This is a genomic window from Streptomyces sp. NPDC006314 (assembly GCF_040613075.1).
Classification (GTDB): Bacteria; Actinomycetota; Actinomycetes; order Streptomycetales; family Streptomycetaceae; genus Streptomyces.
Window position 1 is genome coordinate 361,680 of the sequence record NZ_JBEXRL010000006.1, and the last position, 26,805, is coordinate 388,484.

26 protein-coding genes, 1 tRNA gene and 1 pseudogene are annotated in these 26,805 nt (G+C 70.9%); 16 read left to right on the forward strand and 12 right to left on the reverse strand.

Going from position 1 to position 26,805, the window contains the following annotated elements; translation table 11 throughout:
• The first annotated feature begins 20 nt into the window (after positions 1-20).
• Together ABZ079_RS14140 and ABZ079_RS14145 are read left to right on the forward strand one after the other, a co-directional pair.
• Complete coding sequence (locus tag ABZ079_RS14140) at positions 21-842, forward strand: SDR family oxidoreductase (protein WP_356939679.1); 822 nt, start codon at positions 21-23, stop codon at positions 840-842.
• 107 nt (positions 843-949) lie between these two features.
• Entirely contained in the window at positions 950-1,954 is a 1,005-nt protein-coding gene (locus tag ABZ079_RS14145) for a Gfo/Idh/MocA family oxidoreductase (RefSeq protein ID WP_356939680.1), read from the forward strand.
• A 52-nt stretch (positions 1,955-2,006) separates the two neighbouring features.
• On the opposite strand, the gene ABZ079_RS14150 is transcribed toward ABZ079_RS14145, so the two are convergent.
• The 4 genes from ABZ079_RS14150 to ABZ079_RS14165 all read right to left on the reverse strand — a co-directional run bounded on the left by ABZ079_RS14150 (position 2,007) and on the right by ABZ079_RS14165 (position 5,445).
• Positions 2,007-2,201 carry a hypothetical protein gene (locus ABZ079_RS14150; protein ID WP_356939681.1) on the reverse strand — a complete coding sequence of 65 codons (195 nt, stop codon included), beginning with the start codon at positions 2,199-2,201 and terminating at the stop codon, positions 2,007-2,009.
• A gap of 233 nt (positions 2,202-2,434) precedes the next feature.
• Entirely contained in the window at positions 2,435-3,346 is a 912-nt protein-coding gene (locus ABZ079_RS14155; protein WP_356939682.1) for an ATP-binding cassette domain-containing protein, read from the reverse strand.
• Between the two features lie 3 nt (positions 3,347-3,349).
• The gene (locus tag ABZ079_RS14160) at positions 3,350-4,426 is read right to left on the reverse strand and encodes an ABC transporter permease (protein WP_356939683.1); all 1,077 of its coding nucleotides are present in this window, start codon (positions 4,424-4,426) and stop codon (positions 3,350-3,352) included.
• Positions 4,426-5,445 carry a substrate-binding domain-containing protein gene (locus ABZ079_RS14165; protein WP_356939684.1) on the reverse strand — a complete coding sequence of 340 codons (1,020 nt, stop codon included), beginning with the start codon at positions 5,443-5,445 and terminating at the stop codon, positions 4,426-4,428. Before ABZ079_RS14165 ends, ABZ079_RS14160 begins: the two co-directional genes overlap by 1 nt.
• Positions 5,446-5,595: 150 nt before the next feature.
• On the opposite strand from ABZ079_RS14165, the gene ABZ079_RS14170 reads away from it, so the two are divergent.
• The 5 genes from ABZ079_RS14170 (at position 5,596) to ABZ079_RS14190 (ending at position 11,461) form a co-directional block, all read left to right on the forward strand.
• Positions 5,596-5,742: a hypothetical protein gene (locus tag ABZ079_RS14170; protein ID WP_356939685.1), complete on the forward strand. Its 147-nt coding sequence runs from the start codon at positions 5,596-5,598 to the stop codon at positions 5,740-5,742.
• A gap of 478 nt (positions 5,743-6,220) precedes the next feature.
• Positions 6,221-7,534 carry an ABC transporter substrate-binding protein gene (locus tag ABZ079_RS14175; protein WP_356939686.1) on the forward strand — a complete coding sequence of 438 codons (1,314 nt, stop codon included), beginning with the start codon at positions 6,221-6,223 and terminating at the stop codon, positions 7,532-7,534.
• An 8-nt stretch (positions 7,535-7,542) separates the two neighbouring features.
• The gene (locus ABZ079_RS14180; protein WP_356939687.1) at positions 7,543-8,523 is read left to right on the forward strand and encodes a sugar ABC transporter permease; all 981 of its coding nucleotides are present in this window, start codon (positions 7,543-7,545) and stop codon (positions 8,521-8,523) included.
• On the forward strand, positions 8,520-9,407 hold the full coding sequence (locus ABZ079_RS14185; protein ID WP_356939688.1) for a carbohydrate ABC transporter permease: 888 nt from the start codon (positions 8,520-8,522) through the stop codon (positions 9,405-9,407). The genes ABZ079_RS14180 and ABZ079_RS14185 overlap by 4 nt, the downstream gene beginning before the upstream one ends.
• 26 nt (positions 9,408-9,433) lie before the next feature.
• On the forward strand, positions 9,434-11,461 hold the full coding sequence (locus tag ABZ079_RS14190) for a beta-galactosidase (protein ID WP_356939689.1): 2,028 nt from the start codon (positions 9,434-9,436) through the stop codon (positions 11,459-11,461).
• On the opposite strand, the pseudogene ABZ079_RS14195 reads toward ABZ079_RS14190, so the two are convergent.
• Positions 11,455-11,969 (reverse strand): annotated as a pseudogene (locus ABZ079_RS14195) (aldo/keto reductase). The gene ABZ079_RS14190 and the pseudogene ABZ079_RS14195 overlap by 7 nt on opposite strands.
• A 135-nt stretch (positions 11,970-12,104) precedes the next feature.
• On the opposite strand from ABZ079_RS14195, the gene ABZ079_RS14200 reads away from it, so the two are divergent.
• The gene (locus ABZ079_RS14200; protein WP_356939690.1) at positions 12,105-13,472 is read left to right on the forward strand and encodes a cellulase family glycosylhydrolase; all 1,368 of its coding nucleotides are present in this window, start codon (positions 12,105-12,107) and stop codon (positions 13,470-13,472) included.
• Positions 13,473-13,526: 54 nt separating this feature from the next.
• On the opposite strand, the gene ABZ079_RS14205 is transcribed toward ABZ079_RS14200, so the two are convergent.
• The 3 genes from ABZ079_RS14205 to ABZ079_RS14215 form a co-directional block, all read right to left on the reverse strand.
• Positions 13,527-15,995, reverse strand: coding sequence for a SpoIIE family protein phosphatase (locus ABZ079_RS14205; protein WP_356939691.1), 2,469 nt, complete (start codon positions 15,993-15,995; stop codon positions 13,527-13,529).
• Positions 15,996-16,013: 18 nt separating this feature from the next.
• Positions 16,014-16,172, reverse strand: coding sequence for a hypothetical protein (locus ABZ079_RS14210; protein WP_356939692.1), 159 nt, complete (start codon positions 16,170-16,172; stop codon positions 16,014-16,016).
• A gap of 391 nt (positions 16,173-16,563) precedes the next feature.
• A tRNA-Pro gene (locus ABZ079_RS14215) sits at positions 16,564-16,637 on the reverse strand.
• Positions 16,638-16,741: 104 nt separating this feature from the next.
• Here ABZ079_RS14215 and ABZ079_RS14220 point away from each other — a divergent pair.
• Complete coding sequence (locus ABZ079_RS14220) at positions 16,742-17,248, forward strand: DUF309 domain-containing protein (RefSeq protein ID WP_356939693.1); 507 nt, start codon at positions 16,742-16,744, stop codon at positions 17,246-17,248.
• A 67-nt stretch (positions 17,249-17,315) separates the two neighbouring features.
• The gene (gene cobF / locus ABZ079_RS14225; RefSeq protein ID WP_356939694.1) at positions 17,316-18,089 is read left to right on the forward strand and encodes a precorrin-6A synthase (deacetylating); all 774 of its coding nucleotides are present in this window, start codon (positions 17,316-17,318) and stop codon (positions 18,087-18,089) included.
• Positions 18,090-18,129: 40 nt separating this feature from the next.
• Here the strand turns inward: cobF and ABZ079_RS14230 are convergent, their stop codons facing one another.
• The gene (locus ABZ079_RS14230) at positions 18,130-18,876 is read right to left on the reverse strand and encodes a cobalt-precorrin-6A reductase (RefSeq protein WP_356939695.1); all 747 of its coding nucleotides are present in this window, start codon (positions 18,874-18,876) and stop codon (positions 18,130-18,132) included.
• A gap of 79 nt (positions 18,877-18,955) precedes the next feature.
• On the opposite strand from ABZ079_RS14230, the gene ABZ079_RS14235 reads away from it, so the two are divergent.
• Complete coding sequence (locus tag ABZ079_RS14235; RefSeq protein WP_356939764.1) at positions 18,956-19,738, forward strand: HAD-IIA family hydrolase; 783 nt, start codon at positions 18,956-18,958, stop codon at positions 19,736-19,738.
• Here ABZ079_RS14235 and ABZ079_RS14240 read toward each other — a convergent pair.
• The 3 genes from ABZ079_RS14240 to ABZ079_RS14250 all read right to left on the reverse strand — a co-directional run bounded on the left by ABZ079_RS14240 (position 19,727) and on the right by ABZ079_RS14250 (position 23,338).
• On the reverse strand, positions 19,727-20,503 hold the full coding sequence (locus tag ABZ079_RS14240) for a sulfite exporter TauE/SafE family protein (RefSeq protein ID WP_356939696.1): 777 nt from the start codon (positions 20,501-20,503) through the stop codon (positions 19,727-19,729). The genes ABZ079_RS14235 and ABZ079_RS14240 overlap by 12 nt on opposite strands.
• 61 nt (positions 20,504-20,564) lie before the next feature.
• On the reverse strand, positions 20,565-22,076 hold the full coding sequence (locus ABZ079_RS14245; protein WP_356939697.1) for a long-chain fatty acid--CoA ligase: 1,512 nt from the start codon (positions 22,074-22,076) through the stop codon (positions 20,565-20,567).
• Between the two features lie 74 nt (positions 22,077-22,150).
• Complete coding sequence (locus ABZ079_RS14250) at positions 22,151-23,338, reverse strand: thiolase family protein (RefSeq protein ID WP_356939698.1); 1,188 nt, start codon at positions 23,336-23,338, stop codon at positions 22,151-22,153.
• Positions 23,339-23,493: 155 nt separating this feature from the next.
• On the opposite strand from ABZ079_RS14250, the gene ABZ079_RS14255 reads away from it, so the two are divergent.
• From ABZ079_RS14255 to ABZ079_RS14275, 5 genes are all read left to right on the forward strand, one after another.
• A complete protein-coding gene (locus ABZ079_RS14255; protein ID WP_356939699.1) occupies positions 23,494-24,303 on the forward strand; it encodes a lysophospholipase in 810 nt (269 codons plus the stop codon).
• 84 nt (positions 24,304-24,387) lie between these two features.
• Entirely contained in the window at positions 24,388-24,876 is a 489-nt protein-coding gene (locus ABZ079_RS14260; protein ID WP_356939700.1) for a DNA starvation/stationary phase protection protein, read from the forward strand.
• Between the two features lie 31 nt (positions 24,877-24,907).
• A complete protein-coding gene (locus ABZ079_RS14265) occupies positions 24,908-25,252 on the forward strand; it encodes a DUF3140 domain-containing protein (protein ID WP_356939701.1) in 345 nt (114 codons plus the stop codon).
• Positions 25,253-25,256: 4 nt separating this feature from the next.
• Entirely contained in the window at positions 25,257-25,904 is a 648-nt protein-coding gene (locus ABZ079_RS14270; RefSeq protein ID WP_356939702.1) for an endonuclease, read from the forward strand.
• Positions 25,905-25,972: 68 nt separating this feature from the next.
• Positions 25,973-26,770 (forward strand): SAM-dependent methyltransferase, encoded by a 798-nt coding sequence (locus tag ABZ079_RS14275; RefSeq protein WP_356939703.1) that lies wholly within the window; start codon positions 25,973-25,975, stop codon positions 26,768-26,770.
• Positions 26,771-26,805 lie beyond the last annotated feature (35 nt).

Consider the following 26,805-nt stretch of genomic DNA (forward strand, 5'->3'; position numbering starts at 1 on the left):
TGCCCGAAAGAAGGACACCGATGTCCCCCGCCTCCGCCGCCGACGGACTTCTCGACGGATCTCGCGACGGGCTTCTCCAGGGCAAGGTCGTGCTGGTCAACGGCGGCAGCCAGGGGGTGGGTGCCGCGGTCGCGCGGGCCGCCGTCCGGGAGGGCGCCGAGGTGGCCGTGACGGGGCGCCGGGCCGAGCCGGGCGAGGCACTGGTGGCGGAACTGACGGCCGCCGGAGGCAAGGCGCTGTTCGTGCGGGCCGATCTGGCGGACGCCGAGCAGGCCAAGACGTCCGTGGCCGAGGTCGTGCACGCGTACGGCCGGATCGACTGCCTGGTGAACTCGGCGGGACTGACCTCCCGGGGCACGCTGCTGGACACCACGCCGGAGCTGTTCGACGCGCACATCGCCATCAACCTCAGGGCGCCGTTCTTCGCGATGCAGGCGGCGGTCGCCGACATGGTGGCCCGCAAGGCGCCCGGCACGATCGTCAACATCATCACCTCGTCGGCGCACGGCGGGCAGCCGTTCCTCGCACCGTACGTCGCCGCCAAGGCCGGCCTGATGGGCCTGACCCGCAACGCGGCGCACGCCCACCGCTGGGACCGGATCCGGATCAACGGCCTGAACATCGGCTGGACCGCGACCGAGGGCGAGGACGCCACCCAGCGCGCCTTCCACGGTGCCGGCGACAACTGGCAGGACCAGGCCGCGGCCCGGCTGCCGATGCGCAGGCTCGGCCGGCCGGACGAAATCGCGGACTTCGTCGTCCTCCTGCTGTCCGACCGCTCGGGGGTGGTCACGGGGTCGGTGATCGACTGGGACCAGAACGTGCTCGGCGGGCTGGACTGAAAGGAACCAGCCCGTCCGGCGTCCGAGGACGAGCCCGAAGGGCGATCGGGGTCCGCGGCGGAGGCCCGGCAGCGGACCGTAACCACACACAAGGAAGCAGCGAAGCAATGCGTATCGGAATCCTCGGCCTCGGCCGCATCGGCGCCTTCCACGCCGAGACCCTCTCCGGACTGGACGCCGTCGAGTCGCTCGTCGTCGCCGACCCGTTCACGGACGCCGCCAAGGCCGCCGCCGAGCGGTTCGGGGGCGAGGTCGCGGACTCGCCGGAGGCGCTGCTGGCGGCCGGGGTGGACGGCCTCGTCGTCGCGGCGGCCACCGACGCCCACCCCGCGCTGATCCGGGCCGGTGTCGAGGCTGGTGTGCCGGTCTTCTGCGAGAAGCCGGTGGCCCGCACCATGGCGGAGGGCGTCGAGGTGCTGAAGGCCGTACGTGACAGCGACGTCCCGATCCAGATCGGCTACAACCGCCGCTTCGACGCCGGCTTCGCCGCCGCGCGGGCCGCGGTGCGGGCCGGTGAGCTGGGCAAGCTGCACACCGTCCGCTGCACCACGCTGGATCCGGCGCCGCCACCCGCCGCGTATGTCGCCGCGTCCGGCGGGATCTTCCGGGACTGCTCCGTGCACGACTTCGACATCATCCGCTGGGTGACGGGCCGCGAGGTCACCGAGGTGTACGCGGTGGGCGGCAACCGGGGCGCCGACTACATCGCGGCGGCGGGTGACGCCGACACCACCGGCGCGCTCCTCACGCTGGACGACGGCACCATCGCCGCGGTCTCCAACTCCCGCCACAACGGTCGGGGCTACGACGTGCGCATGGATCTGCACGGCTTCTCGGACTCGATCGCCGTCGGTCTGGACGACAAGCTGCCGCTGCGCTCGGTGGAACCCGGGGTGACCTTCCCTGCCGGCACCCCGCACGACTTCTTCATGGACCGCTTCACCGACGCCTACCGCGCCGAACTCACCGCGTTCACCGAGGTCGTGGCCGGCACCCGCCCCTCCCCCTGCACGATCGCGGACGCCCTGGAAGCCGGCTGGATCGCCGAGGCCTGCACCCTGTCGCTGCACGAGCACCGGCCGGTGACGCTCGCGGAGGTGCGGGAGGGCTGAGCGCACGAGGCGGCGCCGGGCCGCGGGCCCGGCGCCGTACGTCCCGTCTCCGTCAGCCGCAGTACCGGATCAGCCACTCGTCCGGGTTGTACGTGTCCCGCGCCGGATCCGGCAGGGTCGCCGGCTTGGTCTCCCTCGTGTCCTCCGGGCGTATCCGCTCGGGCAGCGTGCCGAAGCGGTCGCGGCGCAGAACCGCCGCGTCGGTGCTCTCCTGGGGCGTCTGCCGAGGTTCCGTACGGTGTGTCATCTCGTCCTCCCGTCTCCGCGGGCCCCCGTCACCCTTCACAACGCCCGCGTGCCTCCGGTTGGTTCCCGGCCGTCTGCCGGCCGAATCCCGTGCGGTTGCGCAGGAACCGGGGACCACGGGAACCGGCGCACGCCACCACCCGCAGGAGGCGACGCGCGTCGGGGGAACCAGACGCCCCAGGAGTCGGGTGCCGAGCCGACCCGGATGCGGTCCAGGGGAGCCGGGTCGCCATGTCAGGCGGTTTCTTCGGAGGTGGTCGCCACCGGTGCGGTGAGGTCGCCCTCCTCGGGCAGCTCCTCCACGTCGACGCCCCGGACCTGGGCCAGTTCGTGCTTGAGCGCGGCGAGTTCGGCGCCGCCCGCCATGTGGTTGGTCAGCTCCTCGAGGGTCACCGCGCCGCGGTCGGCGCTCAACTCCAGGGTGCCCAGGCGCAGGACGCTGAAGTGGTCGCCGACCATGTAGGCGTGGTGGGGGTTGTGGGTGATGAAGATGACGCCGAGGCCGCGGTCACGGGCGGCGGCGATGTACTTGAGCACCACGCCGGACTGCTTGACGCCGAGCGCGGCGGTCGGCTCGTCCAGGATGAGGACGCGGGCGCCGAAGTAGACGGCGCGGGCGATGGCCACGCTCTGGCGCTGGCCGCCGGAGAGGGTGCCGATGGGCTGCTCCAGGTCGTCCAGGACGATGCCCATGTTGCGCAGTTCCTCGTCGGCCGTCTTCTTCATGCGGGCGATGTCGAGACGGCGGACGGGCCAGGGACCCTTGGTCATCTCGGAGCCGAGGAAGAAGTTCCGCCACACCGGCATGAGCGGGACGGTGGCCAGGTCCTGGTAGACCGTCGCGATGCCCCTGTCGAGGGCCTCGCGGGGGGTGGAGAAGCGTACGGGGGTGCCGTCGACGAGGAAGTCGCCCTCGGTGTGCTGGTACAGCCCTGAGATGATCTTGATGAGGGTGGACTTGCCGGCGCCGTTGTCGCCGAGGACGCAGGTCACCTGTCCGGCGTGGACGGTCAGGTCGACACCGTGCAGGGCGCGGATGTTGCCGTAGGACTTGCCGGCGCCGCGCAGTTCGACCAGGGGCCCGTCGTGGGCGGGCGGGGCGTCCCCGAGGACGGCGCCATGGTTTCCGGTTGCGTTGTCAGTCATCGGTCACCTCCGGGTCGCCGTGCGCTGGACCCATAGATTGATCAGGACGGCGCCCAGCAGCATCACGCCGAGGAAGGCCTTGAACCAGTCGGGGTTCCAGCCCGCGTAGACGATGCCCTGCTGGACCATGCCGAACATGAAGGCGCCGAAGACCGGGCCGATCGCGGAGCCGTAGCCGCCGGTGAGCAGACAGCCGCCGATGACGGCCGCGGCGATGTAGATCAGCTCCTGGCCGACGCCCTCGCCGGACTGCACGGTGTTGAACGAGAACAGGTTGTGCATGCCGACGAACCACGCGCCGAAGCCGACCAGCATGAACAGCGAGATCTTGGTGAACCTCACGGGGACACCGACGGCGCGGGCGCTGTCCTTGTCGCCGCCGACGGCGAAGATCCAGTTGCCGTACTTGGTGCGCAGCAGCACCCAGGTGGCGAGGGCGGCGAAGACCAGCCACCAGACCACGGTGATCTTCACCTGGACGCCGCCGACGTCGAAGGACGAGGCGAAGACCTTCCTGGCCTGGTCGAAGCCGTCCATGGTGCTGATGTCGTCGGTGGCGACGTTGCCGGTGACCAGCTTGGTGACCGCGAGGTTCACCCCCTGCAGGATCAGGAAGGTGCCGAGGGTGACCAGGAAGCTGGGCAGACCGGTCTTCACCACCATCCAGCCGTTGAAGGCCCCGATGGCGAGGGAGGCGATCAGGGCGACGAGCACGCCGGTCCACACGTTCACGGTCAGCTGATAGCTGAGCATGCTCGCGGTGAGCGCCGAGGAGATGACGGCGACGCCGGAGGAGAGGTCGAACTCGCCGCCGATCATCAGCAGGGCCACCGGCAGGGCCATGATCCCGATGGTCGAGGACTGGTAGAGGACCGTGGCCATCGAGCTGCCCTGGCGGACCGAGGGCGCGACGATCAGGAAGAAGACCAGTACGGCCGCGGCACCCAGGAAGACACCCACCTCCGGCCGGGCGAGCAGCCGCAGCGCCAGCGGGCGCCGGGCGGTGCGGCCGTCGGTCTCCTTGCGGCCGGATGCCGGCGGCCTGCCCACCGCCGGCTCTGCCTGCTGGGCCATGCTCATCACCGGGTGCCCTTCGCGGCGAACTCGGCGACCTTGCCGACGTTGGACTTGTCGACGAAGGCCGGGCCGGTGAGCACCGGCTGCTCACCACCGCCGCTGTAGTTGCCGTTGTTCCCGTAGAGCCACAGGGAGTCGACCGCCAGGTAGCCCTGGAGGTAGGGCTGCTGGTCCACGGCGAACTCGATGGTGCCGTTCTTCACGGCCTTGACCAGTTCCTTGTTCAGGTCGAAGGTGGCGACCTCGGCCTTGCTGCCGGCGTCGTCCACCGACTGGGTCGCGGTGAGGGCGAACGGGGCGCCGAGGGTGACGACGGTGTCGATGGAGTTGTCCTGCTTCAGCTTCGCCGTGATGGTCGACTTCACGGACGGCATGTCGGTGCCGTTCACATACAGGGTCTCAGTGGTGCCCTCGAACGTTTTCTTCACTCCGTCGCAGCGCTGGGTGAGGCCCACGTTGCCCTGCTCCTGGATCACACAGACGATCTTCTTGGCGCCGGTGGTGTTGAGCTTCTTGCCGAACGCCTCGCCCGCCACGCTCTCGTCCTGCCCGAAGAACTCCAGCAGACCGAGCTTCTTCCAGTCGCTCAGTCCCGAGTTCAGGCCCACGACCGGGATGCCGGCCTGCTGCGCCTTGCCGATCACGTTCTTCATGGCGTCCGGCTTGGCGAGGGTGATGGCGATGCCGTCGACCTTCTGGTCGATCGCGTTCTGCACCAGGCTGGCCTGGTTGCCAGCGTTCGGGTCGGCGGAGTAGACCAGCTTGATGTTGTCCTTGGCCGCCGCGGCCTCCGCGCCCTTGCGGACGGTGTCCCAGAAGGTGTCGCCGGGCGCCTGGTGGGTGACCAGCGCGACGGTCATCCGGGGGGTGTCGGCCTTGCCCGCGGAGGCGTTCGCCGCTCCCTCCTCGGCCTTCTTGCCGCCGGAGCCGCTGGAGCAGCCGGCGAGGGTGAGGGCTGCCGCGGCGGCCACGGCCACGAAGGGGGCCAGTCTGCGGGGGCGGGGGCGAGAAGAGCGGTCCATCTTTCCTGCACCTCACTGTGCGACGGGGGAGGGACGCTGTCGCGTTGACACGCTGTCGCGTTGGGACGGGATCCAAGTCCCTGGCGGTGCCGCTGTCAATACTTTGTTAAGACATCATTTCACACGCAGGTCCGAATGTAAGTACAAATCGTGAACACCACCGCCCCTACGCGCCTGCAACGGCCGCCGCGGTGCCCGTCCGCCCAGTACACCGCACCCGGCGGCGAACGGCACCGGCTGATCGCCGGCAAGTCCGGCTCCACCTCCCGGAAGAAGGTGCAGGGTGAGGACCGGTAAACCCTCCCGCCCCCCCATACCCGGCTCCGCGCCCGACCACCCGGACTTCACCCTGGGCCGTACGGGACCGGTGCCGCTGTACGACCTACCCGCACCGCGACCGGAAGCGGCCATCGAACGGGGCGCCACGGCCGCGCGGTGCACCGCAGCCGCGCCTACGGGCGTCACGCCCCTCCTTCGCCTTTCAGCTGCTGGTCAGGCCCTGAAACGGAACCACCCGTGTTCGCACAGCCTCCCGGCCGGCCGCCCTGCGGGCAGCCCGCTTCGCCTGCTGTTCAACGAAGTTGCAGGTAACGGTGACGATTACGTTTCGGGCAAGACACCCCCCAGAGCGCCCGCACCTATTGACGCATGAGCGGACATGGGGCTGTCATTACGCCCACGATGTTCGGTCGAGTTGATTTCTGATCGGTTTCGAGGACCTCTCGGTGATCGACTCATCCCCTTGGCCGAACCCTGGTATTCCTCAGGAGCCGCCATGCGCCTCTCCCCCTCCGGTCTTTCCGTCCCGGGTCCCAGTCGTCGTTCACTGCTGCGCGGAGCGGGCGGTGCCGCCCTGCTCGCCGGTGCCGGCGTCCCCCTGCTGTCCGCCTGCGGAGGCAGCGGTTCCTCCTCCGACCCCAAGACCGTCACGCTCGGCTCCAACGCCTCCGACGCCGTACCGAAGAGGGCCTTCGCCGAGATCTACGCGGCCTTCAACAAGAAGTCGGGCATCACGGTCGATGTGAACACGAAGGACCACAACACCTTCCAGGAGCAGATCAACTCCTACCTGCAGGGCACGCCGGACGACGTGTTCAACTGGTTCGCCGGTTACCGCATGCAGTTCTTCGCCGCGAAGAAGCTGGCCACGCCGATCGACGATGTGTGGGCGAAGATCGGGGACAACTTCCCCGACGCGATGAAGAAGCTGAGCAAGGGCGACGACGGCAAGTACTACTTCGTGCCGCTGTACACCTACCCGTGGGCGATCTTCTACCGCAAGAGCGTCTTCCGGCAGCACGGCTACGAAGTCCCCACCACCTGGGACCAGCTGGTCGCCCTCTGTAAGCAGATGAAGAAGGACGGTCTGGTCCCCATCGCCTTCGGCGACAAGGACGCCTGGCCGGCGATGGGTACCTTCGACCAGATCAACTTCCGCCTCAACGGCTACGACTTCCACGTCGAACTGATGGCGGGCAAGGCCTCCTGGACCGACTCCAGGGTGAAGGCCGTCTTCGACCACTGGAGCGAGCTGCTCCCCTACCACCAGGACGGCGCGATGGGCCGTACCTGGCAGGACGCCGCGCAGACGCTGGTGGCGAAGAAGGCGGGCATGTACCTCCTGGGCTCCTTCGTGGCGCAGCAGTTCACCGACAAGGCCGATGTGGAGGACCTGGACTTCTTCGCCTTCCCGGAGATCAACTCCGCGTACGGCCAGGACACCGTCGAGGCGCCGACCGACGGGTTCATGGTCAGTAAGGCCCCGAAGAACCGCGCCGGCGTGGTGAAGCTGCTCGAGTATCTCGGCACCCCCGAGGCGGAGGCGATCTACCTGAAGTCGGACCCGAGTGTGGTCGCCGCCTCCAGCAAGGCCGACACCTCCTCGTACACCGCGCTGCAGAAGAAGGCGTACACGATGATCAGCGGCGCCAAGAGCCTCACCCAGTTCATGGACCGTGACAGCCGCCCGGACTTCACCTCCACGGTGATGCAGCCCGCGCTGCAGAAGTTCATCCAGAACCCCAAGGGCGTGGACGGCCTGCTGTCGTCCATCGAGCGCCAGAAGAAGACGATCTTCGCGTCCTCGTGAGCAGCCCGATGACAACTCATACGACCACGAAGAGCCCGGAGGCGGCCGCCGTGCCGCCTCCGGGCACCGCGCCCGAGCAGAAGCGGGTCACGCAGGGCCACCGGCGCCTGCTGACCCGCCGTGACCGGTTCACGCTCGCCGTGATGGCGGGCGTGCCCACCATCCTGCACGTGGCCCTGGTCTGGGTCACCGCCATCGCCTCGATCTTCCTCGCCTTCACCACCTGGGACGGTATCGGCTTCGACTCGATCAAATGGGTGGGCCTGGACAACTTCACACAACTCTTCGACGACAACCCGCAGTTCTGGCCGGCCGTCCAGCACAACGTCATCTGGTTCGTGGTCCTGATCCTCGTCCCGACGCCGTTCGGCCTGTTCCTGGCCGTGCAGCTGGACAAGAGGATCCGGTTCAGCAGGATCTACCAGACCGCGTTCTTCCTGCCGGTCGTCATCTCGATGGCCTGCATCGGCTTCGTCTGGCAGCTGGTCTACAACCCGGACACAGGCCTGATCAACAGCATCATCGGCGCCAACGAGCCCGGCCACTACGTCGACTGGATCGGCGACCCCGGCCTCAACCTGTGGGCCGTCCTCATCGCCGCGTCCTGGCGGCACACCGGCTACATGATGATCCTGTACCTGGCTGGTCTGAAGAGCGTCGACCCGTCGCTGCGGGAGGCGTCCGCGCTGGACGGCGCGAACGAGTGGCAGACGTTCAAGAACGTCATCTTCCCCACCCTGCGCCCGACCAACACGGTCGTCCTGGTCGTCACCATCATCGAGGCACTGCGCGCCTTCGACCTGGTCTTCGTCTTCAACAAGGGCGCCCAGGGCACCGAGTTGCTGTCCATCCTGGTTACCAACAACATCATCGGGGAGTCCAGCCGCATCGGTTACGGCTCCGCCATCGCCGTCGTCCTGCTGGTGATCTCGCTCGCGGTGATCATCCCCTATCTGATCGCCACCTTCCGGAAGGAGCGACGCGCATGAGCGGCACCACTCTCCCGCTGAAGCGGCGCGCCCCGATCCGCCCCGCTCGCGTCCTGCTGCACGTCTTCCTCGCCGGCACGGCCCTGGCCTGGCTCGCGCCGCTGCTGTGGGCGGTCTTCTCGGCGCTGCGCCCGTACAGCGAGACCAGCACCAAGGGGTACGTGTCCTGGCCTGACAAGCTGAGCCTGGACAACTTCACGAACGCGTTCGGACAGTCGGACATGCCGCACTACTTCGGCACCACGCTGATCATCGCGATCCCGGCCGTGCTACTGACGCTGTTCCTGTCCTCCTGTGTCGCGTTCTACGTCAGCCGGTTCGACTTCCGCCTCAACCTCGCGCTGCTGCTGGTCTTCACGGCGGGCAACCTGCTGCCCCAGCAGGTCATCATCACCCCGCTGTACCGCTTGTACCTGCTCACCGACCTCCCGGGCATCACGGAGAGCGGCAAGCTGTACGACTCCGCGCTCGGCCTGGTCCTCATCCACGTGGCATTCCAGTCCGGCTTCTGCGCGTTCGTGCTGAGCAACTACATGCGCTCGCTGCCGCACGAGCTGACCGAGGCCGCGCTGGTCGACGGCGCCTCGGTGTGGCGGCTGTACTGGCAGATCACGCTGCCGCTGTGCAAGCCGGCGATGGCGGCCCTGGCGACCCTGCTGTCGATCTGGATCTACAACGACTTCTTCTGGGCGCTGGTGCTGATCTCGACCGGTGACAACATGCCGATCACCTCGGCCCTGAACAATCTGTCCGGCCAGTACTTCACCGACCCGAACCTGGTCGCCGCCGGCGCACTGCTGACCGCGATCCCGACCCTGGTCGTCTACTTCGTGCTCCAGCGCCAGTTCGTCAGCGGCCTGACCCTGGGCTCCAACAAGGGCTGAGGCGCGCACACGTGAAAGAGAACACCGTGAATGGCACCCTGTCCGTCCCCGGCCTCGCCTACGGCGGCGACTACAACCCCGAGCAGTGGCCCGAGGAGGTGTGGGCCGAGGACATGCGCCTGATGCGCGAGGCCGGCGTGAATCTGGTCAGCGTCGGCATCTTCTCCTGGGCGCTGCTGGAGCCGTCCGAGGGCGCGTACGAGTTCTCGCGCCTGGACAAGATCCTCGGCCTGCTGCACGAGAACGGCATCGTCGCCGACCTCGCCACGCCCATGGCGGCACCTCCGGCCTGGTTCTTCCGGGCCCATCCGGAGGCGCTGCCGGTCGACCGGGACGGCCGTACCCTCTCCTACGGCAGCCGCCAGACGTTCTGCCCGTCCAGCCCCGCCTATCGGGAGGCCGCGCTGCGCATCGCGGGTGCGCTGGCCGATCGGTACGCGGACCACCCGGCCGTCGCCATGTGGCATGTGCACAACGAGTACGGCTGCCACAACGCGGCCTGCTACTGCGACACCAGCGCGGCCGCGTTCCGCCGCTGGTTGCGAGCCCGCTACGGCGACGACCTCGCGGCCCTCAACCACGCCTGGGGTACGGCATTCTGGAGCCAGTGGTACTACGGCTGGGAGGAGATCCCGCCACCGCGCGCCACCGGCGCCGTACCCAACCCGGCACACCAGCTGGACTGGCGCCGCTTCTGCTCCGACGAACTGCTGTCGCTGTACACGGCGGAACGGGACGTGCTCCGGACGGCGGCCCCCGCGGTTCCCGCCACCACCAATTTCATGGTGATGGCCACCTTCGACGCCCTCGACTACTGGCGCTGGGCGCCGGAGCTGGACATCGTCTCCAACGACCACTACCTGATCTCCACCGACCCCGAGCCGCAGATCGACATCGCGCTGAGCGGCGACCTGACCCGCTCGCTCGCGGGCGGCCCCTGGCTGCTGATGGAGCACTCCACCGGCGCGGTGAACTGGCAGCCCGTCAACCGGGCGAAGTGTCCGGGCGAATCGCGGCGCAACGCGCTCGCGCATGTGGCGCGCGGCGCGGACGGGATCGCCTACTTCCAGTGGCGGCAGTCGAAAGCGGGCGCCGAGCAGTGGCACTCGGCGATGGTGCCGCACGCCGGGACGGACAGCCGGATCTGGCAGGACGTGGTGCGCCTCGGCACCGACCTGAAGGCGCTGGCGGAGGTGCGCGGCAGCACGTCCCCCGCCGAGGTGGCCATCGTCTGGGGCTGGGACGCCCGCTGGGCCCTGGAGCTGCCCTCCCAGCCGAGCGGCGAGCTGCGCTACCTGGATCTGGTCCGGGCCTGGTACGAGCCGCTGTGGCGGTCGGGCGTCGCCGTGGACTTCGTGCGCCCGGACGCGGACCGAGCGGAGCTCTCCGCGTACCGGCTGGTCCTGGTTCCCAGCCTGTACCTGGTCGACGACGAGGGCGCGGCGAACCTCTCGGCGTACGCCGAGCGCGGCGGCACCCTCGCGATCGGCTTCCACAGCGGGGCGGTGGACGAGAACTGCCATGTGCGGCTCGGCGGCTACCCCGGAGCCTTCCGGGAGGTGCTCGGCATCCGCTCCGACGAGCCGTTCCCGCTGCTGCCCGGTGAGCCGGTCGCGCTGAGCGGTGCGGTGCCGGACGGGGCGACGGGCTCGCTGTGGTCGGAGCGGCTGCGGCTGGAGGGCGCCGAGGCGGTCGCGGCGTACGCCGCCGGCCCCCTGACCGGTGTCCCGGCGGTGACCCGGCGCGCCCACGGCTCCGGGGCCGCCTGGTACCTGGCCACGCTGCCCGACCCGGCCACATTGACCGCCCTGCTGGACCGGATCCGCGGTGAGGCGGGCGTGGAGCCGGTGCGGACCGCCCCGCCCGGTGTGGAGGTGGTCCGCCGGCGCGGCCGCGACGCGGACTACCTCTTCGTCATCGACCACTCCGGCCTGGGAGCCGACCTCCCCGTCGCTCCAGACGCCTTTGAACTGCTCACCGGCAAGGAGACGTCCGGCTCGGTCACGGTCGCCCCGGGCGACGTGGCCGTGGTGCGGGAGCCGCGCGGTCAGTGAGCCGCGTTCAGCCGGGTCCGCTGCTCCTCGGTGGGTTCCAGGTCCACGGCGGCGAGGTTCTCCTCGAGCTGGGCCACCGAGGACGCTCCGGCGGGGCCAGCAGCGGTGAGTAGGCGACCAGGCTCAGTTGCGGCTCCGCCCTCGGGTTGCGTTCTGCCGACTCGCGGATGCCCTTCGCGGACAGGCCCTCGGCGTTGTCGGTGTAGCCGGTGCCGGGGGCGAGCGGGCGGGCGCCGAGCTTGGTGGCGATGACGATCTCGTCCCCGATGCCCCGGCTGCGCCACCACCGCCCGAGCAGTTCCTCGCTCTGGCCGCCCTGGCTTCCGTCCTCCCAGAACGCGTAGTTGTCCGACGTATCGATGAAGGTCCCGCCGGCCTCGACATAGCGGTCGAGGACGGCGAAGGAGGTCTTCTCGTCGGTACGCGACCCGAACAGCATCGCCCCGAGCGCGAGCACGCTCACCTCGCGGCGGGTGGCCGCATCCGATCCGATCCTGCGGTACTTCATGCCGGTCCTCCCGTTCGCGACTGATGGCTGGGAGTCATCCGCTTGAAGTGCCCTTCAGGTCAAGGGACTTGAAGAGTGGTCCGGCTGCTGGTGGGATGCGCCGCACCACGAACACCGTCGGCCCGGAGGTTTCCTGTGCTGCGAGCGCTTCTGACGGCGGGCGCGGTGATCGCCGCGCTGATTGCCCCCGCCACCGCCCACGCCGAGGGGACCGGGCAGGGCATACCCCGGCTCACCGACCGTCACGGACGGGTCGTCACCCTGCACGGCTGGAACATCGAGGACAAGACGCACCGGGGCGACCAGGCCCTGTCCGGTATCACCGAACGCCACCTGCGGGACATGCGGGCCAAGGGCTTCGACTTCGCCCGGCTGCTGGTCTTCTGGGACGACCTGGAGCCGACACCGGGCCGGTACAGCGGGAGTTACCTGCACAGGATCGAGCGTGTCCTGGACTGGGCCGCGCGATACGACGTGAAGGTCCTGATCGACGCCCACCAGGACGTCTTCGGACCCGCTTTCGGCCACCGTGGCGTGCCCGAGTGGGCGACCAGGACCGACGGACTGCCGTTCACCGCCCATCCGGACGACTGGTTCGCCGAGTACTTCGAGCCCGCCGTGCAGCGAGCCTTCACCCATCTCTACGCGGACCAGGACCTGAGACGTGCCCAGGCCCGGATGTGGCGGACACTCGCCGGCCGCTTCGCCCACCATCCGGCCGTGCTCGGCTACGACCTGATCAACGAACCGATGGGTGAGCCGCACCGGGCGGAGGATCTGCCCACGGCAGCGCGCCGGATCGAACGCGATCAGCTCACGCCGATGTACAACCGCCTGGCGGACGCCGTCCGTTCGGCCGACCGGGACGCCTGGGTGTTCGTCGAACCCACCCCCCTCGTGGGCGAGGGCGTACCGACCGGCCTCGGCCGCATCGACGATCCCCGGGTCGTGTACGCGCCGCACTTCTACAACACCGCCATGGAGGCGGGCGCCGACTACGACCCCGGGGCCGGCTGGATCGAGGCGTACGAGCGGGCCGTCACGGCGTACCCGAAGGAGTACAAGGTCCCGATCGTGATCGGCGAGTGGGGTCCGCTCAACAACACGCTGCCGAACATGAACCGCTTCTACCGTGACGCGATGGCCTCCCTAGGCCGTTACGCCTCCGGCTGGGCGGGCTATGTGTGGTGCTACGGCGGCGGATACTGTGCGGTCGACGACGACGGCGCCTTCCGCGCCAACAAGGAGCTGACCGCCGAACCGTACGCGGAGACCGTCGCGGGCACGGTCCGCTCCGCCTCGTACGACGCCGGGCAGGGCGGCTACCGGCTGGTATACCGCGCGGCACCCCACGGCCGGCGGCCGACGGTACTGTCCGTGCCGCCGGGCACCTGGCGGATCACGGCCGACGGCGGGGCGACGGTCGTCCGCCGGACAGCCGGCCGGGCATGGGTCCTGGCCGTCCCGGGCAGCCAGGTGACCGTCACCATCGAGCGCGACTGACCACGCGCGCCCGGCGATCGCCTGGCCCGGAAACGATCGAGGAGCCGGACCGTGTCACGTCGCCATCGGGCCGGAATCGTGTTGGGTGAGCAGCAGGGCGATGTCGTCGGCCCGGTAGGAGGAGCCGCGGGCGTGGTGCAGGAGCCGGTCGGCCAGTTCGTCCAGTGAGTCCGCGCGGGCGTGGGCCAGTGATACGCGCAGGCGGTCGATCGCCGTACCGATGTCGGTTCCGGGTTTCTCCACCAGGCCGTCGGTGTAGAGGGCGAGGACGGATCCCGGCGGGAAGACGAAACGGGTGGGAGTGTAGGTGCCTGCGTGGTCCACGCCGAGGACTGTTCCGACGTCGAGATCGAGGGCGTCTGCCGTGCCGTCGGGGAGACGGAGCAGGGGGGCGGGGTGGCCGGCGGTCACTGCGTGGGCGTGATCGCGGCCGGGTTCGAGGTGGATGTAGCAGCAGCTGGCCAGCAGGTTGCAGTCGAGGTCGATGAGGGTGCGGTTGACCCCTGACATCACGTCGCCGGGTGCGTGGCCGGCGGCCACGAACGCGCGTACCGCGCTGCGCAACTGGGCCATGGTGGCTGCGGCGGCGATGCTGTGCCCCTCTACGTCACCGATGATGAGGCGGACCCCGCTGTCGGTGGGGATGACGTCGTACCAGTCGCCGCCGATGTCCATACCGCTGGTGGCGGGCAGGTAGCGTGCGACGGTGCGGATGCCGGGGACTCTTGGCAGGCGGTGCGGCAGGAGCGCCTGCTGCAAGCCGTGCGCGACGGCGAACTCCGAGTCGTACAGCCGTGCTCTTTCCAGGGCCTGCGCGATCAGCCCGGCGAGTGCGGTCAGGACACTGCGGTCCTTCTCTGTGAAGTGGTGGGGCTCGTCGAAGCCGAGGACACAGGTGCCGACCGGCCGGTTGGAGGCGAGCAGGGGCAGATACACCCAGGAGCTCACCTGTCCGGTGGGGATGCCCGGGTAGCCCCGGACGAGATCCTTCTGGGACTCGATGAAGAGGGGCACACCGGAGGTGAGAGTTTCCGTTCCAGGCAGGCGGGCGTGCAGGGGAACGCCCTGGAGCCAGTCGAGGAACGTCTCGTGGTGGCCGGCGTGGTGGAGAAGGTGCATCTCTTTGTTGCGGACCACATGGATCGCCATCTGCTGGCCCCCGAAAGCCGGCAGGAGCTGGTCGGAGACGACTTCGCAGACTTGGCGTGTGGTGACTGCCTCGGTCAGCGCGCTGCTGAGCTGCAGGACGTGGTACATCACACCCAGGCGCGCCGGCCCGGTGGCGGGTGCCACCGTCGGTGGAGGCGCGGCGGCTGCCCCGGCCGACGGGGGGCGGCCGGTGGGGACCACCCGTCCGGTCACCCCGTCGGGCTGCGGGTGAAGGGAGAAGGCGAGCCACTGGTCGGGTGGCCGGCTCACCAGGAAGGAGGACGGCGCCTGAGAGATCATGGCGGAGCGGTGCCGGTACTCCACGCTGGGGTCGGACAGCCACGGCAGCACGTCCCACAGGCACTGGCCGAGTACCTCTTCGGGGGAGATGTCGAGCAAGTGCAGGGCACGGCGGTTGACGTAGGTGACACGCCCGTCGGGGGCAAGGGAGAACAGCCCGTCTGGCAACCGTTCGACCGCTGCGACGGCCGCACCGCCCGCCCGGGCGTCCAGGACGGCGCCGACCAGATGCGCGACCGCGCGCGCGTCGTCGCCTTCCGGCACCCGGCCCCACAACTCGACGGTGCGATATCGTTCGCCTCCGTCGCTGCCATCCCGTACGCGCAGGCGCCGCGCTGCGATCCGGCCCTCGCCCGCCTCACGCGAGCAGGCCCGGAAGGCAGCGAGATCACCGGGGTGCAGGCACGCCGCAAGTGTTTCGGGACGTCCGTCGAAAGCGCCGGGTTCGAGACCGAAAACCGCGCAGAACACGTCGTCCACGCTGAGGGTGCCCGTACTGAGGTTCCAGTCGAACAGGCCCACCTGCACGGCCGCCGCCGAGTAAGCAGGGGTCTCGACGGCGGCCGTCCCCGGTTGCCATTCCACGGGCTCACCGGTACGGGCACGGAGGTGGGCCAGGGAGTCACCGAGCCGACCGGCGACGCTCCGCAGGAGGCGACGATGGGCCTTGGACAGTCCCTCGCTGCCCGATGAAGCCGGCCACACGACAGCCAACGATCCGAAAAGCTCGTCCCGTGTGCGCACAGGCACCGAGCAGGAACCGAAGGCGTACGGCAGAGCCACCGCGAGCTGCGGATAGCGCCGCATCGTCTCCTCGGCGTTCGCCAGGTGGACCGTGCGCCCGGCCGTGTACGCCACTGCGACGGGAATCGGGCTGCTCACCGCGATGAGGCGCCAGCCACCCAGCAGCGAGGGCGGCACGCCGCACGTCGCCGCGAGGACGATCGACCGGCGGTCACGAGAGCGCAGGAAGATACTCCCCGCATACGCGCTCGTGCCCTGCACGGCCTCCTGGACGGCAGCCGCGAGCAAGTCCTCACGCTCCGCCACTCCGCTGGCGGTCAGCCCGCGCATACATCCAGTGTGCGCAGGTCACCACGCCGGAGCCCAACCGGGCGCGTGCCATGTCGGCCGGTTCGGGTCAGGTGTCAGTCGGGATGGGGCGGCGGCGCCTTCCTCGCCGGTGGCGGGGTCCAGCCCGTGCACGACGTCGTGCTCGGCGTCGCTCTCCTTGTTGGCGAGTTCGATCATCAGCAGCTCGGTTCGGCGTGGCGCCGTGCCGGTGCTCCTGGTCGGCCTCGGACAGCACCCGGTCGCCGGTCCCGATGAGCTCGATCGGCCCGCCCCGGCGCTGGCACAGGTCACGCCCCCGGTGAGGAAGACGGCCCGGCGCAACGGGTGGCGCTGCCGGTGGGTGCGGGCACCGGGCACGAAGTGCACCAGGGCGGCGCCGACTCGGGAGGGCTCGGGCGCGGCGGCGACGGCGTCGATGTAGACAGGACGCGGTCGATCAGATGGGGCAGGCAGCGGCGTACGGGGGGCGGGGCGCCGCGCAGGCAGCCGCCGGTCTCCGCCCCCGAACGCAGGTCAGGGCCGGTTTCGGATACCTCCGAAACCGGCCCTGACCTGCGACTCTCACAAGTCGGGACGACAGGATTTGAACCTGCGACCCCTTGACCCCCAGTCAAGTGCGCTACCAAGCTGCGCCACGTCCCGATGCGCTCACTCGCGGTGACCCGCGTGATCGCGCGAACAGAACTTTACCCCACCTCCGGGGGTGCGCCGAAGAGGGCAATGGACGTGCGGGGACAATCGGCCGTATGACGAACGCAGGCGCATCGGACGGCAGGGACCGGGACGTGGCAGGGCGGGCCCGCAGCGCGCGGCCCAGGGACGGGCTCGGCCGGCCGCTGCCCTACGGCACGGAGGGCGTCCCGCGGCAGCCGGAGGGTCTCGTCCGGGCGCCGAGGGAGACGGTCGCCGAGGCGCAGACGCTGCTGGACGCGGGGAAGCCGTTCCACGCCCACGAGGTGTTCGAGGACGCCTGGAAGTCGGGCCCGCGGGACGAGCGCGCGCTGTGGCGGGGGCTGGCCCAGCTGGCGGTCGGCCTCACGCACGCGGCACGCGGGAACGGCGTCGGCGGGGCACGCCTGCTGCGGCGGGGCGCGGGCGCGGTAGAGGAGTGGGCGGCACAGCGGGGCGAGGACCGGCCCTACGGGATGGATCTCCCCGGACTCGCCCGGTGGGCGCGGGAGTTGGCCGGGCGCGTGGAGCACGGGTCCGGCCCGGTGGACGCGCGGGCCGAATCGCCCCGGCTCGGCCCCTGACGGGTGCCGGCGCGAGCCGTGTGGAGGCGGTGCGGGCCCTGTCGGTGGCATGCGGCAGACTCGGGGCGTGCGAAAGATTCATGTCATCGGTATCGGCGCGGGCGACCCCGACCAGCTGACCCTGCAGGCGGTCAAGGCGCTGCGGAGCACGGACGTGTTCTTCCTGCTCGGCAAGGGCGAGGTGAAGAACGACCTGACCCAGCTCCGCCGGGACATCCTGGACGCGCATCTGGCCGAGGGGTCGTACCGGGTGGTGGAGGCCCGGGACCCGGAGCGGGACCGGAAGGCGGGCGGGGCGGCGTACTCGCCGGCCGTCGAGGACTGGCGCAGTGCGCGCGCCGGGATCTACGAGCGGCTGATCGCCGAGGAACTGGGTGAGGACGGCACCGGCGCCTTCCTGGTGTGGGGGGACCCGGCGCTGTACGACAGCACGCTGGGGATTCTCCAGGAGGTGCTGGAGCGCGGCACGGTGGCGTTCGAGTACGACGTCGTGCCCGGCGTCAGCAGCGTCTCCGCACTGGTCGCCCGGCACCGCACGGGTCTGAACCGGGTGGCCCGGCCGGTACAGATCACCACCGGGCGGCGGCTGGCCGAGGGCTTCCCGGAAGGGGTGGACGACGTGGTCGTGATGCTGGACGCCCAGCAGGCCTTCACCCGGTACGCCGACCAGGACATCGACATCTACTGGGGGGCGTACATAGGCACCCCGGACGAGATCCTCGTGTCCGGTCCGATCGCCGAGGCCGGACCGCGCATCGAGCGGGTGCGAGCCGAGGCGCGCGAGCGCAAGGGCTGGATCATGGACACCTATCTGCTGCGCCGGAACACCGGCGAGCGCTGAGGTCCGCCGCGTGCGATCGGCCGGGGCAGGACGCCGGCCGTCACGCGGGGCCGAACCCGAGCCGCTCCAGCACGCCCGCCACGTCGGGCACCGCCGTCACCCCGGCCGGCAGTTCGGGCCGTCGTACCACGACCACGGGCAGCCCGCGTTCGCGTGCGGCCGTGAGCTTGGCGGCCGTGGCCTCGCCGCCGCTGTCCTTGGTGACCAGGACGTCGATCCGGTGGGCGCGCAGCAGCTCCGTCTCGTCGGCGAGGGTGAACGGGCCGCGTGCGAGGACCACTTCGGTGTCCGGCGGCAGTGGCGGCTCGGGCGGGTCGACCGAGCGTACGACGAAGTGCAGATCCGTCAGGTGAGCGAAGGCCGGCAGGCCCAGGCGCCCGGTGCTCAGGAACACCCGGCGGCCCAGCCGGGGCAGGGTTTCGGCAGCCGCGGCCAGGGAGCGGACGCGGGTCCAGTCGTCGCCGGGGCCGGGCCGCCAGCCGGGGCGGCGCAGGACGATCGCGGGGACGGAGGCGGCCGCCGCCGCACGGGCCGCGTTGGCCGTGATCGTCTCGGCGAAGGGGTGGGTGGCGTCCACCAGGACGTCCACCCGGTGCGCGCGCAGCCAGCCGGCGAGGCCCTCCGGCCCGCCGAAGCCGCCGGTCCGGACCTCTCCCGCCAGCGCTCCCGGCCGGGCGACCCGGCCGGCCAGGGAGGTGGTGACCCGGACGCCGGGGCGGGCGGCGAGGTCGGCGGCGAGGCGGCGGGCCTCGGTGGTGCCGCCGAGGATGAGGACATGCGGGGACATGAGGGTGAGCGTAGGGGACGCCCCGATGTCCCGGCAGTTCCGCGATGCCCTCGGCGGTTAGGGTCCAGGCATGGCTTCCATGGCGTCCGTGCGTGCCGTCCTCATCGACATCGACGGGGTGCTCACCGTGTCCTGGCGTCCTCTGCCGGGCGCGGTGGAGGCCCTGCGGGCGATCCGGGAGGCGGGGCTGGGGGTGGTGCTGGTGACCAACACCACCTCCAGGACCCGGGCGTCGATCGCCGCCACGCTCGCCGACGCGGGCTTCCCGGTGACCGCCGAGGACATCCTGACCGCCCCCGCGGCCACCGCCGCCCACCTGGCCGGGGCCCGGTGCGCGCTGCTGAACAGCGGGGACGTCCGGGAGGACCTGGAGGGGATCATCCTCGTCGACGAGGAGACCGGTGACGCCGTACCGGATGTGGTGCTGTTCGGCGGCGCCGGGCCGGAGTTCGGCTACGCGGCGCTGAACCGGGCCTTCGCGCACCTGCAGCGGGGCGCGCGCCTGGTCGCCATGCACCGGAACCTGTACTGGCGGACGGACGCGGGGCTCCAGCTGGACGCCGGGGCGTTCATCGCCGGGCTGGAGGCGGCCGCCGGGAGCGAGGCCGAGGTGACCGGGAAGCCGGCGCGGGCCTTCTTCGAGGCGGCGCTCGGGCGGCTGGGTGTGGAGCCGGGCGAGGCGTTGATGATCGGGGACGACGTGGAGTCGGACGTGCTGGCGGCGCAGCGGCTCGGCATCACCGGGGTGCTGGTGCGAACAGGCAAGTTCCTTCCGGAGGCGGTGGAGCGGGCGAGCGGCCGCCCCGACCAGGTGCTGGGGTCCTTCGCCGACCTGCCGGAACTGCTCGGGCTAGCGCAGTAGCAGCTGCAGCCCGCCCAGGATCGTCGCGGCGATCACGAGCCGTTCGAAGAGTCGCTGGTCGATCCTGTTCACAGCCCATGTGCCGAGCAGCGCCCCGGGCACGACGAACACCGCGAGCGCGGCGTCAAGAAGCAGCGAGCGGCCGTCGATCAGGCCGAGCCCCGCGCTGAACGGCACCTTGGACACGTTGACGATCAGGAAGAAGTACGCCGACGTGCCCAGGAAGCCCAGCTTCCGGAAGCCGGCGGACAGCAGGTACAGCGACATCACCGGCCCGCCCGCGTTGGCGACCATCGTCGTGAACCCGCCGAGCACGCCGTACGACCGCGCCTTCATCCGGCCCGCCCGGGACGTGACCGCGTCCGGCGCGTCCCCCGTCGCGTCCTCCCGGCGTCGGCGCCACATGGTGACCCCGGCCATCAGCAGCAGGATCGCGCCGATCGAGGTCCGTACGATCCCGTCGTCGGCCCACATCAGGAACAGCGTGCCGACCACCACACCCGCCGCGACGGCCGGGAACAGCCGCCACAGCGTCGGCCAGTGCGCGTGCCGCCGGTAGGTGAGGACGGCGAGCACATCACCGGCGATCAGGACGGGCAGCAGGACGCCGGTGGAGGCCCGGGCGGGCAGGACCGCCGCGAAGATCGCGAGGCTGACCGTGTTGGCCCCGCTCACGGCGGTCTTGGAGAAGCCGACGAGCAGGGCCGCGCAGGCGAGCGCCGCGAACTCCCAGCCGGAGATGTGCCAGAGCGTCATCGTGTTCATGCGGGGACCGATGCTATGCGCACGCAACGGCCCGCGTAAGAACCGTCTCGCCGGCCGGTCCCTAACGCCCCGTGTACCGCGCCCGCAGTTCCCTCTTGAGGATCTTCATACTCGGCCCGAGCGGCAGCGCGTCCGTGAACTCCACGCGCCGCGGGTACTTGTGCCGGCCCAGGTGCTCCTTGGACCACTCGGTGAGGGCGGTGGCGTCGGGGGCGGTGCCCTGCGCGGGTACGACGACGGCGCACACCTCCTCGCCGTGCAGCTCGTCGGGCAGGCCGATGACGGCGACCTGGGCGATGCCGGGATGGCGCATCAGCACCTCCTCGACCTCCCTCGGGTACACGTTGTAGCCGCCGCGGATGATGACGTCCTTCTTGCGGTCGACGATCCGCAGGAAGCCGTCGTCGTCCTTGGCGCCGAGATCACCCGTGCGGAACCAGCCGTCCACCAGGGCCTCCGCGGTGGCCTCCGGGCGGCCGAGGTAGCCGGAGAAGACGTTGTGGCCGCGGATGACGACCTCACCCAGCTCGCCGGGCGGCAGCAGTTCGACGCGGCCCTCCACCTCGGCGCGGGCGATCTCCACGTCGACGCCCCACAGCGGGTGGCCGATGGTGCCGGCCCTGGTGCCGAAGACGGGCTGGTTGACGGTGGCCGTCGGCGAGGTCTCCGACAGCCCGTACCCCTCGTAGATCTTCGCCCCGAACGCGGCTTCGAACCGCTCCAGTACGGCGACGGGCAGCGAGGCCCCGCCCGAGATGCACACGCGCAGCTCGGGCAGCGCGTCGGCGTCCGCGGCCGCCGCCGCGAGCGCGACGAACATGGTCGGCACGCCGTGGAAGGTGTTCACGCCCTCCTCGACCATCAGCTGGAGGGCGCGGGCCGCGTCGAAGCGGGGCAGCAGGACGAGCGTGGCGCCCGCCCGCCAGGTGGAGTTGAGGGAGACGGTCTGGCCGAAGGCGTGGAACAGGGGCAGCGCGCCGAGGGCGATGTCGTCGGCACGGATGTCGTTGGCGTCGAAGGCGTTGACGGTCGCGTTCATCACCAGGTTGAAGTGGCTGAGCACGGCACCCTTGGGAACGCCGGTCGTACCGCTGGTGTAGAAGATCACCGCGGGGTCGTCGGCGGCCCGGGTGACGTACGACGGGAGCGGTTCGGCGTCGGCCGCGAGCCTCTCGAACTCCTCGCCCAGGGTGACCGCATGGACACCGGTGGCGGAGGCCGCGGCCCGGCCGGTCTCCGCCTGGGCCGAGTGCACGAGCAGCAGCGTCGCCCCGCTGTCCCGCAGGACGTGCTCCACCTCCCCGGCCGACAGCAGCAGGTGCACGGGGACCACGACACCGCCGGCCGCGGCGATCGCGTAGTACGCCACGGGGAACTCGGCGGTGTTGGGGGCCAGCAGGGCTACCCGGTCGCCCGGTCGTACGCCGAGGCCGGTGAGCGCACCCGCCTGGGCCAGCGCCTTCCGCCACACCTGGGCGAAGGTGAGTCGCAGGTCCCCCTCGACGAGGGCGGTCCGGTCGGGGCGGCGCCTGGCGTTCTCGGCGAGGACGGACGCGAGGGACAGGGTTGCCATGGAGTGGTGCTCCGTTTCCTTGCTGCGGCTCGTGTACCGGATGCCCGTGCGGGGAGCCCCCGTTGGACGTGCGGCTAATGCCTCTCGATCAGCACCGCGCTGCCCTGGCCCACGCCCACGCACATCGTCGCCAGCCCCCGCTCCGCGCCCGTGCGCCGCATCCGGTGCAGCAGGGTCGTCAGGATACGGGCGCCGGAGCAGCCCAGCGGGTGGCCGAGGGCGATGGCGCCGCCGGTGGGGTTCACCAGGTCGGGGTCGATGCCCAACCGGTCGACGCAGGCGAGTGCCTGCGCGGCGAACGCCTCGTTGAACTCGGCCTCCTGGAGATCGCCGATCTCCCAGCGGGCCCGGTCCAGCGCCTTGCGGGTGGCGGGCACCGGGCCGATGCCCATCACGTCGGGGTGGACGCCGGCGGAGGCGCCCGCGACATAGCGCCCCAGGGACTCCAGCCCCAGTTCGTTCAGGGCCTCTTCGCTGACCAGCAGCAGTCCGGCCGCCCCGTCGTTCATCGGCGAGGCGTTGCCCGCCGTGACCGTACCGCCCTGGCGGAAGACCGGCTTGAGACGTGACAGCTTCTCCAGCGAGGTGTCCTCGCGGACGCATTCGTCCTGCTCGACCACGATGCCGTCCGGGCGCTCGACGGGAAGAAGTTCGTCGTCGAAGTGGCCGTTCTTGCGTGCGGCGGCGGCGAGCCGGTGGCTGCGCAGGGCGAACGCGTCCTGACGCTCGCGGGAGACGCCGTAGCGCTCGGCGACCTCCTCGGCGGTCTCCCCCATGGCCAGCAGGCCGTGCAGGTCCTTCATGGCGGGGTTGACCAGGCGCCAGCCGAGCCGGGTGTCGTGGGTCTCGATGCGCTGCGGCAGGGCCTCGTCGGGGCGGGGCAGCACGAAGGGGGCCCGGCTCATGGACTCGGAGCCGCCCGCGATCACGATGTCGGCCTCGCCCGCGGCGATCGTCCGGGCGGCGGTGGTGACCGCTTCCAGGCCGGAGGCGCACAGCCGGTTGACCGTGGCGCCGGGCACGGACTCGGGGAGTCCGGCGAGCAGGGCGGCCATGCGGGCGACATTGCGGTTGTCCTCGCCCGCCTGGTTGGCCGCGCCCCAGTAGACGTCGTCGATCCGGGCGGGGTCGAGGGCGGGCACCTCGGCCACCAGATGGCGGATCACGGTCGCCGCCAGATCGTCGGGCCGGACGGAGGACAGGGCTCCGCGCAGCTTGCCGATGGGGGTGCGGCGGGCGGCCGCGAAGTGGACGGGACGCACGGCTGGACTCCTGACCTACGACACTGTGGATCAGCTGGGGCTGCGGCTGCGCCGCGGCCCCCTCTTAATTAGCACTGCTAGTTTTGGACTATAGACCTCCGACCCGCTCACTGGGAAGATCCTCCCGGACCTTCACCGAAGCAGTTGGAGGAAACATGCCCCACGTCCGCGAGCACGTCCTCGACGGCACCCGCGGCACCGTAGCCGTCCGCGAGTGGCCGCACCCGGCACCCCGCTACCTGGCACTCCTGGTACACGGGTATGGCGAGCACGCGGGCCGGTACGAGGACCCGGCCCGCGTGCTCTCCGGGCACGGGGCGGCCGTGTACGGGCCCGACCACATGGGTCACGGGAGGTCGGCCGGCGAGCGCGTGCTGATCGAGGACTTCGAGGACGTGGTCACCGATGTGCACGCCGTGGCGGAGCTGGCCCGGGCCGCGCACCCCGGCCTGCCGCTGATCCTGGTCGGCCACTCCATGGGTGGCCTGATCGCGGCCCGCTACGCCCAGCGGTACGGCGAGGAGCTGAGCGCCCTGATCCTGTCCGGCCCGGTGATCGGCGCCTGGGAGCTGCCGGGGCGGCTGCTCGCCCTGGACGAGATCCCGGACACCCCGATCAGCCCGTCCGCACTCTCCCGGGACCCGGCCGTGGGCGCCGCCTACGCCGCCGATCCGCTGGTCTGGCACGGTCCCATGAAGCGGCCGACGCTCCAGGCGTTCGTCCGGGCCCTGGAAACCGTGGCCAAGGGCGGCGATGTCGGCCCGCTGCCGTTGTTGTGGCTGCATGGGGACGACGACCGGCTGGTGCCGCTGCCCGGCAGCCGGGTCGGTGTGGAGCGGCTCAGCGGCGGCCGGCTGACCGAGCGGATCTTCGCGGGTGCCCGGCACGAGGTGTTCCACGAGACGGACAAGGAGCAGGTCTTCGCGGAGCTGATCCGCTTCCTGGAGACGGCACTGCCCCGCTGAGCAGGCCTGTTTGTTCCCCCGGACGCTGGGCACCCGCGTTTGCGGACGTAACGCACACCGCTGACGAAAGGGGACGGTCACATCATGACCGTGGTGAAGAGCACGCTGTCCGAGGAGGCGCTCGGCGTCACCGGGACCGCTCTGCAGGAGACCCTGGTGGATCTGCTCGGACTGTCGCTGGTCGGGAAGCAGGCGCACTGGAACATCGTGGGCCCGCGTTTCCGCTCGATCCACCTCCAGCTGGACGAGGTGGTCGCGACGGCTCGTGCCCACTCGGACACGGTCGCCGAGCGGGCCGCCGCGCTGGGTGTGTCACCGGACGGCCGCCCGGAGACGATCGCCGCGACGTTCGCCCTGCCCGGCACCAAGGACGGCTGGCTGCGTGACACCGAGGTCGTGGAGCTGATGGTGTCGACGCTGGAGGCGGCCATCGTCCGGCTGCGCGAGCGGATCGAGGTCACGGAGAAGGCCGACCCGGTCACCCAGGACCTGCTGATCTCCATCACGGCCGACCTGGAGAAGCAGCGCTGGATGTTCGAGGCCGAGAAGCCGCACGACAACGCCGCCAGCTAGGACACCCGCCCCCGCACAGAAGAGGAAACCCATGGCCGACGCCCTGGAACTCGACGCGCTGTGGGAGGACTTCCACCGCGTGGTGAACATGACCTCCGCGGAACTCGCGGCCTGGCTGAGGGTCCGGGACGCGGACGAGCAGTCGGAGCCCCTGCCCGAGGAGGCGGGCACGCCGACCGGACAGCATGTCCTCGCGATCCTCCAGAAGCGCCGCACCGACCTCACCGACGACGACATCCGGGTGATGCACAAGGTCGTCGACACCGTCGGTGACCTCGTGGACATGGAGAACGAGCCCGAACCGGAGCGGACGCCGGAGGACACCCGCCGCCGGCACCGGCTGATGACACTGGGCCACGACCCGCTCAAGCCGTAGACCCATGAACAAGGACGAACGGGTCGTGCACGTGCTGGTGTCCGAGTACGGGCGGACGTACGCCGAGGAGGCGGGCATCCGCCTGACGGACACCCCCCAGCCGCTCTACCGGCTGCTCGTGCTGTCCCTGCTGCTCAGCGCCCGGATCCGGGCCTCGGTCGCGGTGGCCGCCGCGCGGGCCCTGCACGAGGACCGCCTCGACAGCCCGCGCCGCATGGCCGAGGCCGGCCGGCAGCGGCGGGTGGACGCGCTCGGCAGGGCCGGCTACCGGCGCTACGACGAGCGCACGGCGACCCAGCTCGGCGACGGTGCCGAACTGCTGCTGGACCGCTGGCAGGGAGATCTGCGCCGCCTGCACGAGGAGGCCCACGGCGACACCGGCGAACTCAAGAGGCTCCTCCAGACGGAGCCCGGCGTGGGCCCGGCCGGCGCCGACATCTTCCTGCGCGAGGCCCAGCGCGTGTGGCCGGAAGTGGCGCCCTACCTCGACGGCAAGGCGCTGTCCGGGGCGCGGCGGCTCGGCCTGCCGGAGCACCCGGACAAGCTGACCGAGTTCGCCGGGGACACCGAACCGGCCGTCCTGGCCGCCGCGTTGGTGCGGGCCGCACTCGACAAGCGGGTGGCCGAAGACTGTCTCCGCCGCGCCGCGTGATCGTGTCAGACTGCTGCCCGCACGTCCCGGAAATGACCACCGGGACCAGCCGAGCGGAGGAGCAGCACGTGACGGGGACCGAGGCGGCCGCACAGCGCATCGACACCACCAGGCCGCATCCGGCCCGGGTGTACGACTGGTTCCTCGGCGGCAAGGACAATTACCCCGTCGACGAGGCACTCGGCCGCCGGATCACGGCGATCGACGAGGGCGCCGTCCGGGCCGCGCGCGCCAACCGGGCGTTCATGCACCGGGCCACACGCGCGCTGGCCGAGGACGGCATCCGCCAGTTCCTGGACATCGGCACCGGCATACCCACCGAGCCCAACCTGCACCAGATCGCCCAGTCGGTGGCGCCGGACGCGCGCGTGGTCTACGTCGACAACGACCCGATCGTGCTGGCCCACGCGAGCGCGCTGCTGCGGGGCACACCCGAGGGTGTGACGGAGTACGTGCAGGCGGACGCCCGAGACCCGCAGACCATCCTCCGGTGCGCCGCGCAGACCCTGGACCTCGGCCGTCCGGTGGCCCTCTCCCTCATCGCCCTGCTCCACTTCGTCGCCGACGAGGACGGAGCCCACGACGTGGTGTCGGCCCTGGTCGACGCGCTGGCACCGGGCAGTTGCCTGGTGCTGTCCATGATGACGGCCGACTTCGAACCGGAGAACGTGCGCAAGGGCATCGCCGCCTACGCGGCGGGCGGAGTGACCCTGGTGGCGCGTTCCCGCGACGAGGTGTCCGTCTTCTTCGAGGGACTCGACCTGCTGGAGCCGGGCATCGTGCCGGTCGCCGACTGGCGGCGCGAGGAGGCCCCGGACGGTGTGGGGCCGATCTCACTGTACGGCGGCGTCGGCCGCAAGCCCTGATGCGGACCGCCGGCTCCACCCGGCCTGACCGGACG